Below are 15,716 nucleotides of genomic sequence, written 5' to 3' on the forward strand. Positions count from 1 at the left end.
AAACCATCGAATGGACGTGATTTTATATTTAAGCACCGAAAATATGAATAGCGTTATTGATAAAGTAGCTCAACCCGAGATCTAGTCTGCCTAGTATTTTTTATGCAATTGATGCGTTCTTACGAGATAGGTATCTTAAGGAAGCTTTATCAGTTCGGAATAAGAAGTGGAAAAGATCTTAGTAATAGAGGAATAGAATTAATCATTATATATAATCTCAAACGCTTTCATTTTTTTTTATCTTTGAACCTCGTAATGAGTATAAAATTTCAAATCCAGGAAACTTTCGGAAACATCGATATTTACCTTTTAGATCAGTTGCTTAAAGGCACCTATGTAGATTGCCATACTGTTCTGGATGCGGGCTGTGGGGAAGGGAGAAATCTACTGTACTTTCTAAAAAACGAATACGAGGTTTATGGCGTGGACAGAAATCCGGAGGCTGTATTCAAGATTCAGGAATTTGCTGCTCAGTTCTCCGAAGACGACACAGCTCAAAACTATCAGCTTTCCACAATAGATAAACTGCCTTTTGAAGAAAGGAAATTTGACCTCGTTATTAGCAGTGCGGTGTTACATTTTGCCGAAAGTCTGGAACACTTTGAGGCCATGCTGGCTGAAATGTGGCGTGTACTAAAACCCGGTGGTTATTTTTTCTGTCGTTTAGCCTCTGATATTGGCATAGAATCAATGGTGCGTTTTATAGGAAATGGAAGATATATTTTGCCTGATGAATCCGAACGCTTTCTGGTTAATCAGGAAATGCTGCTTCGCCTGACCAAAAAACTGGGAGGGGAGCTACATGAACCTATCAAAACGACCAATGTGCAGAACATGCGAAGCATGACGACCTGGTGTGTGAAAAAAATGTAAAATGAGCAAGATGCCTAAGCTTATATACCTGCAGATCCTCAATAGGAACAAATGACTTATATATCCACTACCAAATGTTATGAACATTTCCAATTGGCATAAAAATGGGAGGGATTTTTAAATAACCCCAATATCATCCTAAAGGTAGGCCTTTCCAATTTTATTGCCTGAGTATACCGAAGGACATTATTTTCAGGGATGAAAAAGTAATGGTTTTGTCTTTCCAGACATTCGCCTGGGCACAGGGCTTGAAAAATGGTATTCATCAGCGCTGGTAGAAGCATAAATATGCTTCATACTGGAGGTTTATCGGGAAAGGAGACTTTTTACAATTATTCTGATTTAACAGAAATGTAATTTCTATCATAAAGCCTGTCTCCTCGAACACAGGCAAAAACTTTGCAGATCAACTTGAATTTAATAGCGTTCATGGTAGACATTTTATTCTTTTTATCGACCTCTACTCGCCTTTTATAATATGCTTTTGTCTCAGGGTCATTGGTTATCAAAACGATTACTCCGGTATGCAGTAAAGATTTGATTCTTTTATTGGCATAATGGGAAACCCTGGAAGCTTTCTTCACACTGGTTCCTGAATCATATTCAAAAGGGGCGACGCCGCAAAAGGATGCAAATGCCCTTGCGTTAGTAATGGATTTAAATTCATTGGTATGAATAAGTATTTGCAGCGCTGTAACAGGTCCAATTCCCATTACCGAAAGCATGATTTGCATTAATCGCCTACATTTTTCATCCTGAGTCCATAAGTGTTTCAACCGCGAATCAATTTCAGATAGTGACCGCTTCAGTTCACTAACTAACGGATTACATAGGTCAATATTCATTTGCGAGACTTCCTGAATAATGAAACTCTCATCTTCTTTTAAAGGTACGGTCATGATTCCATGGATCTTCACAATTCTTCGTCTTAAGGTTGACAGGCTATCCAGCTCTGCTATTACTTTACGTCTTGGAACCCACAATCTAAGTTCATGAAGGTTTTTGATAAGATACCGTGCTATTCGTGCAGCATCCAGTTTATCACTTTTCCCTCGGACTAGGCCGAGCGAATTTTTAATTCGTAAAGCTGGTTCAACTACAAATTTCGCTTTAAGTTTGCAAAGCATTTCAATTAGGAGGTTCCCGTAAATACCAGTAGCCTCCATTCCAAAGACAATATAATTTACCTTACATCCTGTTAGATCTTTCAGCATCAATATAAATTCATTGATTGATTCCAGGTGATTGGCTGCTTTTCCATTAATCACCTGTCCTTCACCGTATCGGATGCAATAATTGAATGTTGCTTTAGCAATGTCAATACCGATAAAGTATCTAATGGTACCGAGCTTCCTCTCTTCCATAGATGTTTCATATTAATAAACCACTCCAAAGTCCTTGGGTTAAATTTAGTTCTTCACTATTGGGATACATAGGTCGCTTCTTCCCTGACATAGTAATCGTCTTTAGGCTTAAAATGTGGAATAGATCTTTTCTAAATTTGTTTTTAAGTTTAATCCCAAAAACGGCCATATCAATGGTTGAGTGATTTGTTTATCGAATTTAAGAATAACTAGCTTAAAAATCAACTAATAATCTTTAGCTTAGGGAGATATAGTATATAAAATCTCAAAACCAATTATGTGTACATAAACATCAGCTTGCTCTAACTTTGCACAATCATTTATCGAACTATATCAGCGCAGCTTTGTTATTATTCAAACATAAAATCAATGCTATGACAGACCCTAAAGAAAAGGATGAAAAACAGCAGGACCAAAATGTTCCTCAACAGGAAAATCAATCTGAGGTGATTTTTGTACTTATCCAAACCGTTTCTTGATAATTAGGTCAGGATACAGGCATACAATGTCCAGGGGACTTTCAAAATACTCCTCCACCTGTCAAGGAAAATACTATCACTTTTGTCCTGCCATTTGTAAAAATTATTCCATAAAAATTCTGCATTGTATGCTGCAAAACACTAGATAGGAGTGCTATTGTTTAGCCATAATCGAAAATACGTTCGAAATATAAATAGCAAAATAGGGCCGGAAACTTCTGGTGATTCACATGAAATAGCAAACGCCTGCTCAAAAGCGGGGAATTACCTTAAAAACTAAGGATCAAAAAAATGGGCAACCAGCTATTGCCTATTGCCCAAATCTAAATTAACGCTCTCGTTGGTAAATATAGGTTTTTTTCTTTTTCATCCATAGCTTTTTGATTTTTATTGCCTTGGGCATTCATTTAATCCGCTACAAATTTAGGTGTTGTTTTCCGGCACGCAGGTAGAAATTCCGGCATAAACCCGCCAGTCGCCTTTACACGCACGTCCATTTATTCCGTTGCTTCCACTGCTTTGGCGGAACGCAAACCAGCCCGGTACCATAATTAAATCGAAATATTATGGAAAAGACAACCTATCAGGTCTCAGAAATTGAGATCAGTTACAAACCTAAATTCAAAGCTTCAGAAAGACCGAAGATTGACAGTTCAAACAAGGCTTTCAATGTTCTTTGTTCGAATTGGAGTGACGATAAAATTGAATTTCTGGAAGAATTCAAAATTATATTGCTCAATCGGGCAAACCATGTGCTCGGCATAGTGAATATTTCTCAGGGCGGACTGGCAGGAACTTACGTAGATCCTAAAATCATATTTTCCATTGCCCTGAAAGCCAACTCCAGCGGAATCATCCTCAGCCATAACCATCCTTCTGGCCAGTGCCAGCCGAGTCAGGCGGATGTCGAGCTCACCAACAGAATGGTACAAATAGGTGCATTGCTTGAACTTCCCATTCTTGATCATATAATCATCTGTCCGGATCGCTACTATAGCTTTAAAGATGAAGGATTGATCTGAACATATGAGGGTGTCTTTTGACACCCTCATTATGAAAATTTAATTTATTTTCTTGGGCGTTAATTACCTGTGTCTTTCACTTTTTCCACCACATCCTGAATGCCTTGTGGCAGGCTGGACAGCAAGTTGTAGCCCGTTGCCCCTTCAATATCTCGAACCGTTACAATGTAGTCCTTCCAGCTTGCACTGGTGCTGTTGACATTAGGGGTATTGATGGCAATCACCCTGGTGGAAGAATTCACCCTGCTGATATCATTATCCCCTTTTTTTAGCAGTACCGCTACTTTCCAAACGTTAGATGGCACCGTGATTTTTCCATTGTTAATGGTCTTGACTACCGATGCGCTGGCCGAACCAATACCCCCGGTCCCGTAGCTCCCCATAATCACATAAACCTCATACCCATTCAATGCCTGTGAACGGAGGTAGCTTTCAAAGGATTCCCAGGTTTTCTGGTTGTTGTTTGGTGCTTGCGGGATCATGTTTGTCATCAGAAATGTTGCGGAGTTCGCCGTGCTTGAGCTGGTACGGTCGCCACTTGGACAGTTATGTCCTCTGTCAAAGCCTGAACCGGAATAGCTGCTGCTTTGCACTTGGTACCAATTGGTAGGTAAATCTGTGAACGAGGCGAAATCATCTTTCCTGCTTGCGGTCCCGTCGAAATTACTGGGGTCCAAATGCCAGCTTACCCAGTTTGGTGTACCGCGGCTCATGCTATAGCTCTCCTGATAATATTTCTGATCAATCAGGTAATTTTCAGGAGAAACAATCGCGGCGACGGCACCAGAGGGGTTGCCAAAGAGCAGGTTTGAATTGTCGCCATTTGCTGGTGGTGCATCTGGTCCTGCCTCCGGTGTGCCTCTTCCTGCGGTTGGTGTGGTACTCCCCCCGGTATCTGCCGGATCTGTATCTGGTACGCCAACGGTAATGCCGGGATCGCCTGATCCTTTAAAGGTGATATCGTCAAGGTTAATTCGGGTCGTCCCTGCTTTTTTAATCTGGAAGCGGATCTTGCCGGTCGTATTAACCTTGAAGGAGTCGGTTACCAGGGTGGTGCCCGATTCGGTCATTTCCGGGCCGAGCTGTGTGTAGGTTTTACCACCATCGGTAGAGGCGAGAAGCTGCCAGGTCGAATTGGCATCAGTGCCATATTTTGCATGTGAAACATATAACATTTTGACGCCGGCTACATCAAAGTTCATGGATAGATATCCGGCACGTAGCCGGACGGATTTTGCGCCGATTTTGGCATCGGCAGCAAGATTCCCGATCAGGCCATCGCTGAATGTCCATTTTCCACTTAATAGCTGCACACTGTCCAAAGCATAGGCGCCTTTGGTTCCTGATTCAAAAGTTTCGGTAATCGCATAGGCCACAGGTGGTTTGATTGGTTCGGTTTGGTCTTCTGTAATGCTCGTTTTTTTGGAACAGGCAGATAGCGACAGGATGCCAATAAATCCTGAATAGATAAGGATGTTTCTAAGTTTCATTGTTTTTCAAAATGTCTAAGGAGTTGCGCTAACTAAAGATCATTTTTGTATTCAAACGCAAAGTTAGGCGGAAATGCGATGGCCAGGCAAAATAAATATCAACATCCCGATAAATCAAATTACAGGAGCGGGCAAAGTTCTTTCGCTATGTTGATTGGGTTGTGGTATATGTTAAGTCTATTATTTGCCGATAATAGGACGGAAATCATGAGTTACATACGCAAGATAACATAGGTATGCAACGAAAACGTTATTGTTTCGCGACTGCTGGATTGAAAAATTTTTATCTTTAGTGAATTAATGGTTGCTAAAAATAGATATGAATCAGGAACAGTTTGTAGCGGTTGTAAAACAAAATGTAGTGGAGTCTGGTGTCGAAGGTTTGATTGAGACATATAAAAATCCTCCTGGGAGACAGCCTTCGGAAAGCCTTTTGAGAATGTCGAATTTCTATAAGGCGCTGGAAGATGACCAAAAATCAGTTCTAAAAGAAATTATTCTCAACGCTGCTAATATCAGCGTTTTTGGTTTTTTATGTCTCCTTGATGGTGTAAGTTCGCTTAATGCTTATGGTGGGGATAGCGGACATTTGAAGTTAATTTATGTGAATGATCGTCTGGGAATGGAGACTATGCTAAATAATTCAGATGGGGATTTTCTACACGACATCTACAATGCGGAACGATAAGTAATATCCTAAGGTAATCGGACTGCCTAACCCGGAATCTATCATTCCCTTGTTTTGACGAATCGTTATGACGCTCGTCTTTTTGGTAAGGAAATTCTTATTGGTATAGTTGGATGTTAGTTAACAAAACGTTTAGGTGCCTGGCTATTTTTATTGAACTTGACTTAATAATATAGATCTTCCAGCCTCAATTTTTTGATTCTCATGCTAATGGCAGTTCTGGATCGTCCAAAGTGCATGCTGAGATCAGCCGGGCTGTACCCGTCAGCGTACATGACAGTGAGTTCGTTATCTAGTTCGACTGTCCAGGATTGGTTAGCCGCAGTATTGTCCTTTCTGCTGTCCACGGTTTTTATTTTCTGATTTTTTGGGTAGCTCTTGGATGAGCCGTTGGTGTTTTTTGAATCCTTGGGTGGGGCGATCAGGTAAATGTGAGGGGAGGCTGGGAAATGTTTGGGCACAAGTGTCTCGGGCAGGTAAATGCCCATTCTGGCGCGGGTGATGGCGACGTACAATAAATTGATTTCTTCGTTCATTCGGTTGAAATGTTCCTGCTCCGCATTTTTATCTTCCCGTACTCTTCTCAGTTTTTCTTCTGTTACGAAATCATCAGCCAGTAGCACCGCATCATATTCCATTCCTTTACAGCGGTGAACGGTCGAGAAAATGATCTCAGCTTTTGCTCTTTCATGATGTTCCACATGCTTTTCTTTGATGGATTTGATCATGCCGGGAATGGCGTTGCCATACTGTCGGACCAGTTCGATCATCATGGATAACTGTTTGTCTTCGGTCTGCTCGACATAGGTTTCCAGCTCCTCCAGATCCTGCATGGATCGGATGAGCGGATCTCTGATCTGCGCCTGATTGGCATTAGATAAGCTTAGGATATCATACAGTGAGGCGCCTTCATCAGCATAGGTGTAGGAATTGATATTGCCTTCGAAATAGATATGTTTAATTTTCTTTCGCTCGGTGACATATTCAATGGCTTTAATCAGCAGACCAAGATTGGTCCTTGCGATGACGGCATTGGTCTTGATTTTTCGTTCGCTGCCTTTACCCAATATGGTCATGGGACGATGGGGCTGCAGGATATTTTTTAGTCGAAGGGTCTCCATGGCCAGGTTGGCGATGTCTTGCCCAAAGCGGAAACTGGTGGAGAGTTGATAGGTTTTAAAATTTGCTTTTTCAAGGGAGTTCACCGCATGGCGCCAGCCGTAAATTTGCTGATGTTGATCACCAACAATCACCTTGGTGGCCTTTTGCTTTAAAAAGATATCCAGCATGGCAGGGGAGGCATCCTGGGCTTCATCAAATAGGATATAATCAAACGGGAGCTGTGGCTGCTGTAGCTGGAACTTTTTCAGGTAAAAATCATGGGTGATGTCGATTTCTGCTTTATCCATTTTTCCCAGAAGGATGCGCGCCTGGGTAACAATGTAACCGTAAACCTCGCTGACGAAAGTCTTGGATTCTTCGTCCGGCAACAAATTTAGATAATCCAGGCTTTGTACCTTCAATTGATCGCTATTGCAGAAATAGGAGATGAGTTTCAGGATGTGGCTGGCGATGAGCAGTTCGCTGTGTTTCTCGCCGTTGCCCTTCAATTGCAAGAGGTTCACCACGTCGTTTGTGGTATAATCCTGTTTCCTGACCTGGTATTTGCTTCTCCTTACCACATGAGCGAAGGCTAAGGAATGGGCAGTTTCTACGGTAACGTTTTGCAATCCTTTTTCACTGAATTTCTGTGCCGCTTCGATTTTTACAGCTTTGTTGAAGGCCAGATATAATATCCGGCTATCGGATGGTCTCGCTTTGGCGTATCCTATGATGGTAGTTGTTTTTCCGGAACCGGCTACGGCGTTTATTTTGATATCCCCACTGGAGTGTATAATATCTTTTTGCTGTTTGGTCCATTCCATTTCTCCAGGTTATTTCCGCTTTCTGTATTGGTATGCAAGAATACAAATTTAAGAGTCTTATGGTTTTTTCGTTTACTATTTTTTAAAAAGGAAAGAATGTTGACCTTAAATCTAATGTAGGCTGCCCTGAGACCGGGCCATTTGCTGTGATCGTTAAAAATTGACTGTTTTTTGATAGCAACTCAATGAAATAAGATTAAATGAAACATTGTCATCACTATAACAAAAGGGAAACACCAAAGTTCCATCCAAGCCCGCTTGCGGAAGCGTGATTGGTACTATCATCTCTTCTTCTGAAAAATGACTTCCGGTAATTATGAATGGATGCAACATCTGATAATGCTGTTATATACTTATAAGCCGGTCCTGCAAAAACTTCAACCCTGGATAACACTTTGACCTGAACAAGGGCTTGCATACGGTAAAGTATATCAGCTGTTTTAAATCTGTCTGGCGATAAGGATTGTATGGATCCTTCTGCAGCAATATTAATATTTTTGTTCAATATAAATTCATGACCGAAGCCCAGTCCAAAAGTCAATAATGATGTGGTATCAGAAAAGTTTTTACCCACTATAAGTAAGGAATACAACTTCGCTGTCCCTGTCTTATAAGCGATATTGGTATTGACCAGTTCATTGGAATATAGGTTTAGCTTCTGGAAGCCGTTTTTGTAGAGGTTAACTAGGCCAATGCCTACTCCAGAAACTGAATCAGCCATGTTAAGTACGCTGATTTGTAAGCCGTCCATTCGCCGTGCATAATTGATCAATCCAGCGAACTGTATTCCCTCCAACCGGTCAGCGACTTTATTGAACAAGCCTCCCAGTTGAACACCTGAAACTGCTTTAGCCTTATTGACCATTCCGGCTACCTGAAAGCCCTGAACCTTCTCCCTGGTGATATTGGAGAGTCCGCCCAGTTGTATGCCACAGGCATTTCCATCTGCCTTATTTAAAATACCGCCGACCTGTATGCCTGCAGTATTACGCTTAACATTATTATAGACTCCTGCTATCTGGATAGCCTTTACTGATCCGCCTACGATGTTAAATAAGCCGGCAAACTGAACTTTTTTGATGTCACCTTTAGTTAGATTAAACAGTCCTGCAATCTCAATACCATTCGTTCCACCTGTGTAGCCGCCCATAACATTTAATGACACCTTATTAATAATATTGGCGCTCATACTGCCATGTGAACTTAAGCCGGGTGTTAAGGATGCCTGAAAAGGGGTTTGTGCAAAAAAACTGGAAATATTCAGGTCTTGAATCCGCTGCCGGGAAGACAGTAAAAAGCGCCAGATGCCGTTGCCACTAAAAGCATTGGAGAAAATAGTATTGCCATTACTATTACGATCCTGGTATTTTGCAGGCTGGATATTGACGTCTGCAAGGAAAACAAGTGTGCTGTCATGGTAGTTTTCTTTACTGGCGGTTAAGATTACCCCTGTTTGCCTGCCCTTAAAGCGGATTTTAAAATAACCATTTTCATCTGTAAGGGTAGATTGAAGCAGCTGCTTTTCATAGACACTGGCTTGTTTAAGCCTATTTCCGGTCTGTGTATCAACCACGAAACCGCTGACCATGTATTCCTGTTCATTGTTTTCAATCAGGGTTTGCTGAATAGTGAGACGGTTCCGGGCGTGACGAAGAATGATATAATTTGCATCTTCAATATATTCAACCTGTCCATTGAAGAGCTGATCCAAAACGTGCCTCACCTGAACACCTTTAATATTAAGGTCTACCAGTTTATCCTGGCTGAACAGCATTCCGTCATATGAAAAATAAAAAGAACCGGCTTTGCCTATCGTTTGTAAAATATCGCTGATGCGCTCATTTTTTACGTTTAAGGTTACGGTTTTTGATAAATTTCGCTGGCTGGTTACTTTAGTGTGCTGTGCGTGGCAAAAAAATGATAGGAAGAGAAGTAGGGTAATTAATATAGTTTTCATTAACCTTTTAAGGCCAGTATCATTTGGTTACCCTGACGAGCTAATTTTAAATCTAAGGTTTCACAGATCACACGTAAATTTTCATTCACATCGCCGAACTTCAAAGTGGTGCTGATGGCCAGGTGCTTCACCCTTTCATCAAGAATGATATGCGTATAATAAGCCTCATTCAAGGCACGCACAAGTCTGCTCAATGAAATATTGTTTGCCTGAAATACTTGCGTTCGGAAATAGTTGTAAAGCTGGTCGGTGCTTTTCTCCTTGGTTAATTTGTGCATACCAGCTGAAAATGACATCCTATCACCCTGGTAAAGTTTGATTTCTTCACTTCCATGTCGTACCCTCACGATACCTGTTTCTACATTTAATTCGATGTTATTTTTAGCATGCCTGATGTGGAAAGAGGTACCTACCACCTCTACCAGCATCTGGTCTATATGGATGACAAAGGGGTGGGATTTATCTTTGGCCACTTCAAAAAATACATCGCCCTGATCCATTTTAAGTGTCCTGTTATCCTTAAAATCAGAGGCGTAGGAAATTTTACTATGTTTATTCAGGGTAAGTACAGATCCGTCGGGTAAATGCGCATTGCGCACCCTGTTTAGTGCCGTTAATTCAATATCATGCCCTGGGCGGTGTACATTGTACAATAGCCAGCCACCAATAGCCACTACAAGTATGGCCGCTGCCCTTAACCAAATTGTCCGCAGTTTTCGGTTTTTTTGTTCTTTGGTCTGTATATCTTCTCTTCTTTCTTTAAAGCTTTCCCATGCCTGCTGCTCATCCCTTTTGTTTTGGTTTTTTAGTGTATGGCTTAACTGCCATATGGTTTTGATCTGATCAAAATGTTGCTGATTGGCTTCGGCAGCATCAAGCCAATCCCTGACTTGTTTATCTTCATCCTCACTGCTTTCTTTCAGCAGAAATTTAGCTAATAATTCATCGTCCATGCTTCTTATTGATTAATTTATACTACTTTGAAATACCATAACCCGATTACGCATAAAATCAAGAAATCAGCCAGTCTCAACCTCATTATTTTTAAGGCTTTTCCCATCTGGTTTTCTACAGTTTTAATCGATAGCCCCAGGCGTTCTGCAATCTCGCGGTATTTTAACTCTTCGAACCTGCTCATTTGGAATATGGTCCGGCATTGCTCTGGTAATTGCAAAAGCGCTTCTCTTAAGCGCTTTTGCAATTCTGTGAGTTCTATTTTTGCCGCTGCGGATTCGTGTTCAGTATTCATAGTATGTAGGGTGAATTCCTGGTATTTGATCTTGGTTTTCTCCTGCTTAAGGTAGTTGAGGCTGTCATTGTACACGCACTTGTAGAGGTAGGCTTTTATCGACTGTATCTGGAGATTTTGCCTTTTCTCCCAAAATTTTAAAAACATACCCTGAACAATTTCTTCCGCTAGATCTTCGTCTTTCAACATCACCTGGGCATAGGCGTGCAATGCATGATAATGCGTTTTAAATAAATGCTCAAATGAGGTATCATTATCGTACACATGCTTGCTCGGGGGAGCTTCCGGCGTTAATTTCACTGCGCTAAAATTTTTCAAATATAATAATAGAAGGACTAGAGAAGGGTATTTAATTTTTTAGAAATTAACGGCTAACCCGCCTGTATACCCAAAGAACATGCCATATAGGGTACCGTTATGCTCATCCCATTCCTTTATATAGTGTTTCTGTAAGGTTTTGCCTTCCGTAGTATTGGTCGAGATGAAGTTAAAGGACGGACCAGCGAATAGTTCCAGATGTTTACCCGCTCTCCACGCAGGATAAAATTGCAGGGTGGATTTAAAATAGTTGCCTTTTTTAAAATTCTGTAAGGAACTTGCCGTCAGCTCGGTACGTAGTCTGAAATGACGGGACTGAAAAGAATTTGCACCTAAACCTGCTTCAAGGGCATATATCGCGTCTTTGTTTATAAAATTATATCCCGCTCCAATAATGCCGTACAATATTTTTCCGCCCGAGCGGAAAGTGGCCATGGCAGTTAAATTCTGATTGGTGGTTAATGCAATACTTTTTTCTCCATTTTTTACGATGTTAATAATTCCGATCGGGTAGTCGCTGCTATCAGCCACATTAATAAGACCTGCCAGCTGAATGCCTTTAACTTTTTTGGCAATATTAATAAAACCAGCAATTTGTGCGCCTTTTACATCCGCCGCCTTATTTAGAAAACCTGAGGCTTGAAGCGCGGATACCTTATGAGACGTTAAGTTCAAAAAGCCTGCAAGTTGTAGTCCGCTATTACCTTTGGCTATATTGGAGAAACCTGCTATAGCTGATCTGCTATCAGAACCATAAGTATTGATGAAGCCAGCAAACTGCGTGCCCTTTGCTTTACCACCAATATGATTGGAAAATCCTGCGAATTGAACACCACATGCACTTTTGTGGATAATGTTGGATATGCCTGCAAAGGAAAGGCCTTTTTCTGCTGCTGAAACGCCTACCAGCGCACTGAAGGAAAATACATTGGTATCAAGCCCGGCATGCCTTCCATTTATACTGAGAGGATACATTAAACCAATATTTACGCGTGTCTTTGTTTTTTTCTGTGCAAAACCTTTAGGAGTCGTAACGACTATTAGCGCCAGGCATAATGCGATATAACCTGAGGTTCTGGTGAGGTAGGTTTTAATGTTTGAAATGTTTTTGATTGTTGTTTTCATCTTATTGTTCATTTAAAATGGGACAACAAAGGTCATACTTACCCCTACGTGATGAAAAAATATATGTTGGAAGGTCTAATTAATGGAGATGCTGATCTATTAACAGTAGGTAGAACATATTTTTCGTTGATATAAGTGACTTAATTTGTTATGCCAAATATTGAACCTTAAAAAAAATAGCTGGCACATTTCTATTTAATGGTCTTAGACTTTATGATCAGCTAACCTTTTATATGTTTTTTTCTAATGGATAACACAAGCATTTTCGATTGCCCCCTTTAAAGAGGTTTCTGTAGATGACCAGGCTGACCTTATTAATATTTATGTACAGAGAAAGCAAAGGGGTTGCCATTGTCGGGGATGGTCTGATGCTTTCAAATAAGCTTCATAGCTACTACTACTAAAAGAAACTTTTCCTGCCCTGTCTATTTTGGCAAGTGCTTCTATCTTTTAATGCAGTTTTTCTGTTGAAATAATATAAGATAAACGATTATAAGTCGTTTATCTTGTTGATATTTTGCATATTTAAATAGTTTATGTATTTTTGAGACAAGATAAACGAAAATAAACCGTTTATCTTATTGATATTTTACAATGGATATTCAGACAGCACTAAAAACGTTATCTAATCAGCCGCTGACCCATCAGCTACTAACTGGCCTTTTGCAAGACTATAAACGGCCAAATGATAAGATACTGTCTTTAAAATCAGCTGGTCTGATCGAACCGGTCAAAAAGGGACTTTATATAGCTGGTAAATCGCTTGGCGCTGAACGACCTGAAAATGCATTACTTGCCAATCACATACTTGGACCAAGCTATCTCTCCATGGAAAGTGCACTCGCCCATTATGGACTGATTCCGGAAAAGGTTTTCGCGGTCACTTCAATGACCACAAAAGCATCGAGAAAATTTCAAACCAGCATAGGACGATATACCTATACCAACCTGCCACTGCCTTATTATGCATTTGGTCTTGCTACCATAAGCCTCTCTAAAGATCAGCAAGCCATCATGGCAATCCCGGAAAAGGCATTATGCGATAAAATAGCGACAACAGCAGGCATAACCTTAAGAAGCCAGTCTTCTGCAAGAGATTATGTTTTTGGAAACCTGCGAATGGAGGAAGAAGATCTTGCTAAGTTTGATCTAGATGCGATATTAAGCTGGCTGGAAAATGCGCCCAAAAGGGAAAGCCTGGAAATGTTAATCAAAATGATCGAAAAAATATGATAAAGGAATGGCTTGAAAACTATCATCCCGCAAATAGGGAAGAAGCTAAAGATGCATTGAGGGAAATCATGCAGGAGATCACACTGGCAGGACTTAACCGTGCCGGTTTTTTTGAAAAGGCGGCATTTTATGGCGGAACTGCGCTCAGAATATTCTATGGGCTGGACCGATTTTCAGAGGATCTGGATTTTTCATTGCTTACCGTTGATCCGGATTTTTCGCTGGAAAAATATCAGGATGCTATCATAAATGAGTTTGCTGCCCTGGGAATGCGCGTATCGATTTCGGAAAAACAGAAGTCAGTAAAGAGCAACATCAACTCAGCCTTTTTAAAATCCGAAACCATTTGGAAGGAACTTGTGTTGGAGGATGTCATCCCGCAGAACGGACTTAAGGAAGTAGCCAGTATCAAGATCAAGATAGAGGTGGATAAAGAACCGCCATTGGGGTTTTCTACGGAGGAAAAGTTATTGCTCAAGCCTTTTTCGTTTTATGTGAAATGCCTGTCGCTCCCCGACCTTTTTGCCGGCAAGATGCATGCGCTGCTTTTTCGCAAGTGGGGCACGAATGTAAAAGGACGGGATTGGTATGATATGGAATGGTACATTAAAAAAGGATATTCCCTCAACCTTGACCATTTTTGGCTAAGGGCGACCGATAGCGGTGACTGGAAAAAAGATACCATCAGCGAAGAGGAGTTCAGGAAATTATTGGGCGAAAAGATCGAAAGTGTCAAGATGGACTTTGTCAAAGCTGATATCTCCAGATTTATAAAGGATCCAAAAGTACTGGAGATATGGTCTCCAGGTTATTTCCATGACCTGATTGCAAAACTAAAAATCAAGACATTAGGTTAAGTGCTAGACTTTGGCTTTTGAAAAATTAACCAGCAGCCGTTATGCTGTCAAGAAATACACAGATGAACGAGTGAGTGAGGAAAAGATCGACCGGATCACCGAGGCCATCAACCTCAGTGCGTCTTTTATCGTCTAATTGTGGTCATGAATCCTCAAATAAGATGAAAACTGGCTGAAGGATCTTTCGATACACAGATCCCGGATTCAACAGGCCAAAGACCAAAGATGGAAGTTTGTTGATAATTTCAATCCGCTGGAAGCCTGGAGCGGTTCTCAAGAAGGAAATGCCACACCACATTACATTTTTTAGATGGGAAATCAAACGCTGCTTAGGCAATCCCCACCCCAAGATTAAAGGTGCCATATATCATCTGGTCTGAAAGGCCATAGCTTCTAAGCCGATTGGTGTATTGATAGGGCGATGGAGAAATATCTGGTTTTTAAAGAGAACTTATTGTTCTGGAATGGATTGCTTCTATTTTACTTTAATTAAATTTGTGCGGCTCGGAGTTGGTTTTACAGCCGAATAAATTAAATAAATGGGCATTGATCAGTTTGTTAGATTTGTAAAAAGTGTAGTGGCAATTGATGAACGGGACTTGCAACTCGTCCAATCAAAATGCAGGCAAAAAGTGGTTCCAAAGGGTAAGCTTTTGTTAAAATGCGGACAGGTTGCCAACCAGTATTACTTCATCATAGCTGGCGGCCTGCGGTTTTACGATGCATCGGGCGAGCAGGAAAATACTACGTGGGTTTGTTTAAAAGATGAGTTTTTTACTGAAATATCCAGCCTGCATCCACAAAAACCTACCCGGTTCAATATTGAAGCCATCGAGGAGACTGAGCTGATCGTCATCGATAAAAAAGACATGGACTTTCTCTATGCCCACTTAAGTAGTTGGGAAGAATTCGGGCGCAAGATCTGGGAGGCTACAACAGCAAGAATGGTAGATCAATTATTGAATTTCCAGACGCTGACCGCAGAAGAGCGTTATCTACAATTTCTGAAAAACAGTGAGCTGGTACAAAAAATTCCGGTAAAACAACTTGCCGCTATATTGGGTATTACGCCCAACGCATTGAGCCGCATTAGAAAAAACATCAGGTAGCTCATTTTCTACCTTTTGGTAGTTTTG

General features: G+C 40.9%; 14 protein-coding genes. 6 read left to right on the forward strand and 8 right to left on the reverse strand.

Annotated elements, in window-relative coordinates:
* Positions 1 to 255: 255 nt before the first annotated feature.
* Positions 256 to 873 (forward strand): class I SAM-dependent methyltransferase, encoded by a 618-nt coding sequence (locus OQX64_RS02315; RefSeq protein WP_265817401.1) that lies wholly within the window; start codon positions 256 to 258, stop codon positions 871 to 873.
* Positions 874 to 1,205: 332 nt separating this feature from the next.
* Here OQX64_RS02315 and OQX64_RS02320 read toward each other — a convergent pair whose 3' ends face one another.
* Together OQX64_RS02320 and OQX64_RS02325 are read right to left on the reverse strand one after the other, a co-directional pair.
* Positions 1,206 to 2,237: an IS110 family transposase gene (locus OQX64_RS02320; protein WP_265817402.1), complete on the reverse strand. Its 1,032-nt coding sequence runs from the start codon at positions 2,235 to 2,237 to the stop codon at positions 1,206 to 1,208.
* Between the two features lie 902 nt (positions 2,238 to 3,139).
* On the reverse strand, positions 3,140 to 3,265 hold the full coding sequence (locus tag OQX64_RS02325) for a hypothetical protein (protein WP_265817403.1): 126 nt from the start codon (positions 3,263 to 3,265) through the stop codon (positions 3,140 to 3,142).
* Positions 3,266 to 3,282: 17 nt separating this feature from the next.
* On the opposite strand from OQX64_RS02325, the gene OQX64_RS02330 reads away from it, so the two are divergent.
* Complete coding sequence (locus OQX64_RS02330; protein ID WP_265817405.1) at positions 3,283 to 3,738, forward strand: JAB domain-containing protein; 456 nt, start codon at positions 3,283 to 3,285, stop codon at positions 3,736 to 3,738.
* Positions 3,739 to 3,797: 59 nt separating this feature from the next.
* Here OQX64_RS02330 and OQX64_RS02335 read toward each other — a convergent pair whose 3' ends face one another.
* Entirely contained in the window at positions 3,798 to 5,228 is a 1,431-nt protein-coding gene (locus OQX64_RS02335; protein WP_265817407.1) for a DNA/RNA non-specific endonuclease, read from the reverse strand.
* A 319-nt stretch (positions 5,229 to 5,547) separates the two neighbouring features.
* Between OQX64_RS02335 and OQX64_RS02340 the strand changes: the two genes are divergently transcribed.
* Positions 5,548 to 5,916 carry a hypothetical protein gene (locus OQX64_RS02340; protein WP_265817408.1) on the forward strand — a complete coding sequence of 123 codons (369 nt, stop codon included), beginning with the start codon at positions 5,548 to 5,550 and terminating at the stop codon, positions 5,914 to 5,916.
* Positions 5,917 to 6,080: 164 nt separating this feature from the next.
* On the opposite strand, the gene OQX64_RS02345 is transcribed toward OQX64_RS02340, so the two are convergent.
* The 5 genes from OQX64_RS02345 to OQX64_RS02365 form a co-directional block, all read right to left on the reverse strand.
* On the reverse strand, positions 6,081 to 7,841 hold the full coding sequence (locus OQX64_RS02345) for a UvrD-helicase domain-containing protein (protein WP_265817410.1): 1,761 nt from the start codon (positions 7,839 to 7,841) through the stop codon (positions 6,081 to 6,083).
* Positions 7,842 to 8,058: 217 nt separating this feature from the next.
* Entirely contained in the window at positions 8,059 to 9,798 is a 1,740-nt protein-coding gene (locus OQX64_RS02350) for a hypothetical protein (protein ID WP_265817411.1), read from the reverse strand.
* The gene (locus OQX64_RS02355; RefSeq protein ID WP_265817412.1) at positions 9,798 to 10,751 is read right to left on the reverse strand and encodes a FecR family protein; all 954 of its coding nucleotides are present in this window, start codon (positions 10,749 to 10,751) and stop codon (positions 9,798 to 9,800) included. The genes OQX64_RS02350 and OQX64_RS02355 overlap by 1 nt, the downstream gene beginning before the upstream one ends.
* Positions 10,752 to 10,768: 17 nt before the next feature.
* Positions 10,769 to 11,365 (reverse strand): RNA polymerase sigma-70 factor, encoded by a 597-nt coding sequence (locus OQX64_RS02360; protein WP_265817413.1) that lies wholly within the window; start codon positions 11,363 to 11,365, stop codon positions 10,769 to 10,771.
* A gap of 39 nt (positions 11,366 to 11,404) precedes the next feature.
* Positions 11,405 to 12,490 carry a hypothetical protein gene (locus OQX64_RS02365; protein WP_265817414.1) on the reverse strand — a complete coding sequence of 362 codons (1,086 nt, stop codon included), beginning with the start codon at positions 12,488 to 12,490 and terminating at the stop codon, positions 11,405 to 11,407.
* Between the two features lie 594 nt (positions 12,491 to 13,084).
* Between OQX64_RS02365 and OQX64_RS02370 the strand changes: the two genes are divergently transcribed.
* The 3 genes from OQX64_RS02370 to OQX64_RS02380 all read left to right on the forward strand — a co-directional run bounded on the left by OQX64_RS02370 (position 13,085) and on the right by OQX64_RS02380 (position 15,689).
* On the forward strand, positions 13,085 to 13,723 hold the full coding sequence (locus OQX64_RS02370) for a type IV toxin-antitoxin system AbiEi family antitoxin domain-containing protein (protein WP_265817415.1): 639 nt from the start codon (positions 13,085 to 13,087) through the stop codon (positions 13,721 to 13,723).
* Entirely contained in the window at positions 13,720 to 14,580 is an 861-nt protein-coding gene (locus OQX64_RS02375) for a nucleotidyl transferase AbiEii/AbiGii toxin family protein (protein ID WP_265817416.1), read from the forward strand. Before OQX64_RS02370 ends, OQX64_RS02375 begins: the two co-directional genes overlap by 4 nt.
* Before the next feature lie 539 nt (positions 14,581 to 15,119).
* Positions 15,120 to 15,689, forward strand: a complete 570-nt coding sequence (locus tag OQX64_RS02380; protein ID WP_265817417.1) for a Crp/Fnr family transcriptional regulator — start codon at positions 15,120 to 15,122, stop codon at positions 15,687 to 15,689.
* The last annotated feature ends 27 nt before the right edge of the window (positions 15,690 to 15,716 follow it).

This window comes from Pedobacter sp. GR22-10 (assembly GCF_026239715.1).
Taxonomy (GTDB): domain Bacteria; phylum Bacteroidota; class Bacteroidia; order Sphingobacteriales; family Sphingobacteriaceae; genus Pedobacter.

Coding starts and splice junctions, on each gene's coding strand:
- OQX64_RS02340 (WP_265817408.1), top strand. CDS start 5,548: ATGAATCAGGAACAGTTTGTAGCGGTTGTAAAACAAAATGTAGTGGAG.
- OQX64_RS02320 (WP_265817402.1), bottom strand. CDS start 2,237: ATGGAAGAGAGGAAGCTCGGTACCATTAGATACTTTATCGGTATTGAC.
- OQX64_RS02365 (WP_265817414.1), bottom strand. CDS start 12,490: ATGAAAACAACAATCAAAAACATTTCAAACATTAAAACCTACCTCACC.
- OQX64_RS02335 (WP_265817407.1), bottom strand. CDS start 5,228: ATGAAACTTAGAAACATCCTTATCTATTCAGGATTTATTGGCATCCTG.
- OQX64_RS02345 (WP_265817410.1), bottom strand. CDS start 7,841: ATGGAATGGACCAAACAGCAAAAAGATATTATACACTCCAGTGGGGAT.
- OQX64_RS02380 (WP_265817417.1), top strand. CDS start 15,120: ATGGGCATTGATCAGTTTGTTAGATTTGTAAAAAGTGTAGTGGCAATT.
- OQX64_RS02355 (WP_265817412.1), bottom strand. CDS start 10,751: ATGGACGATGAATTATTAGCTAAATTTCTGCTGAAAGAAAGCAGTGAG.
- OQX64_RS02325 (WP_265817403.1), bottom strand. CDS start 3,265: ATGGTACCGGGCTGGTTTGCGTTCCGCCAAAGCAGTGGAAGCAACGGA.
- OQX64_RS02370 (WP_265817415.1), top strand. CDS start 13,085: ATGGATATTCAGACAGCACTAAAAACGTTATCTAATCAGCCGCTGACC.
- OQX64_RS02350 (WP_265817411.1), bottom strand. CDS start 9,798: ATGAAAACTATATTAATTACCCTACTTCTCTTCCTATCATTTTTTTGC.
- OQX64_RS02375 (WP_265817416.1), top strand. CDS start 13,720: ATGATAAAGGAATGGCTTGAAAACTATCATCCCGCAAATAGGGAAGAA.
- OQX64_RS02315 (WP_265817401.1), top strand. CDS start 256: ATGAGTATAAAATTTCAAATCCAGGAAACTTTCGGAAACATCGATATT.
- OQX64_RS02330 (WP_265817405.1), top strand. CDS start 3,283: ATGGAAAAGACAACCTATCAGGTCTCAGAAATTGAGATCAGTTACAAA.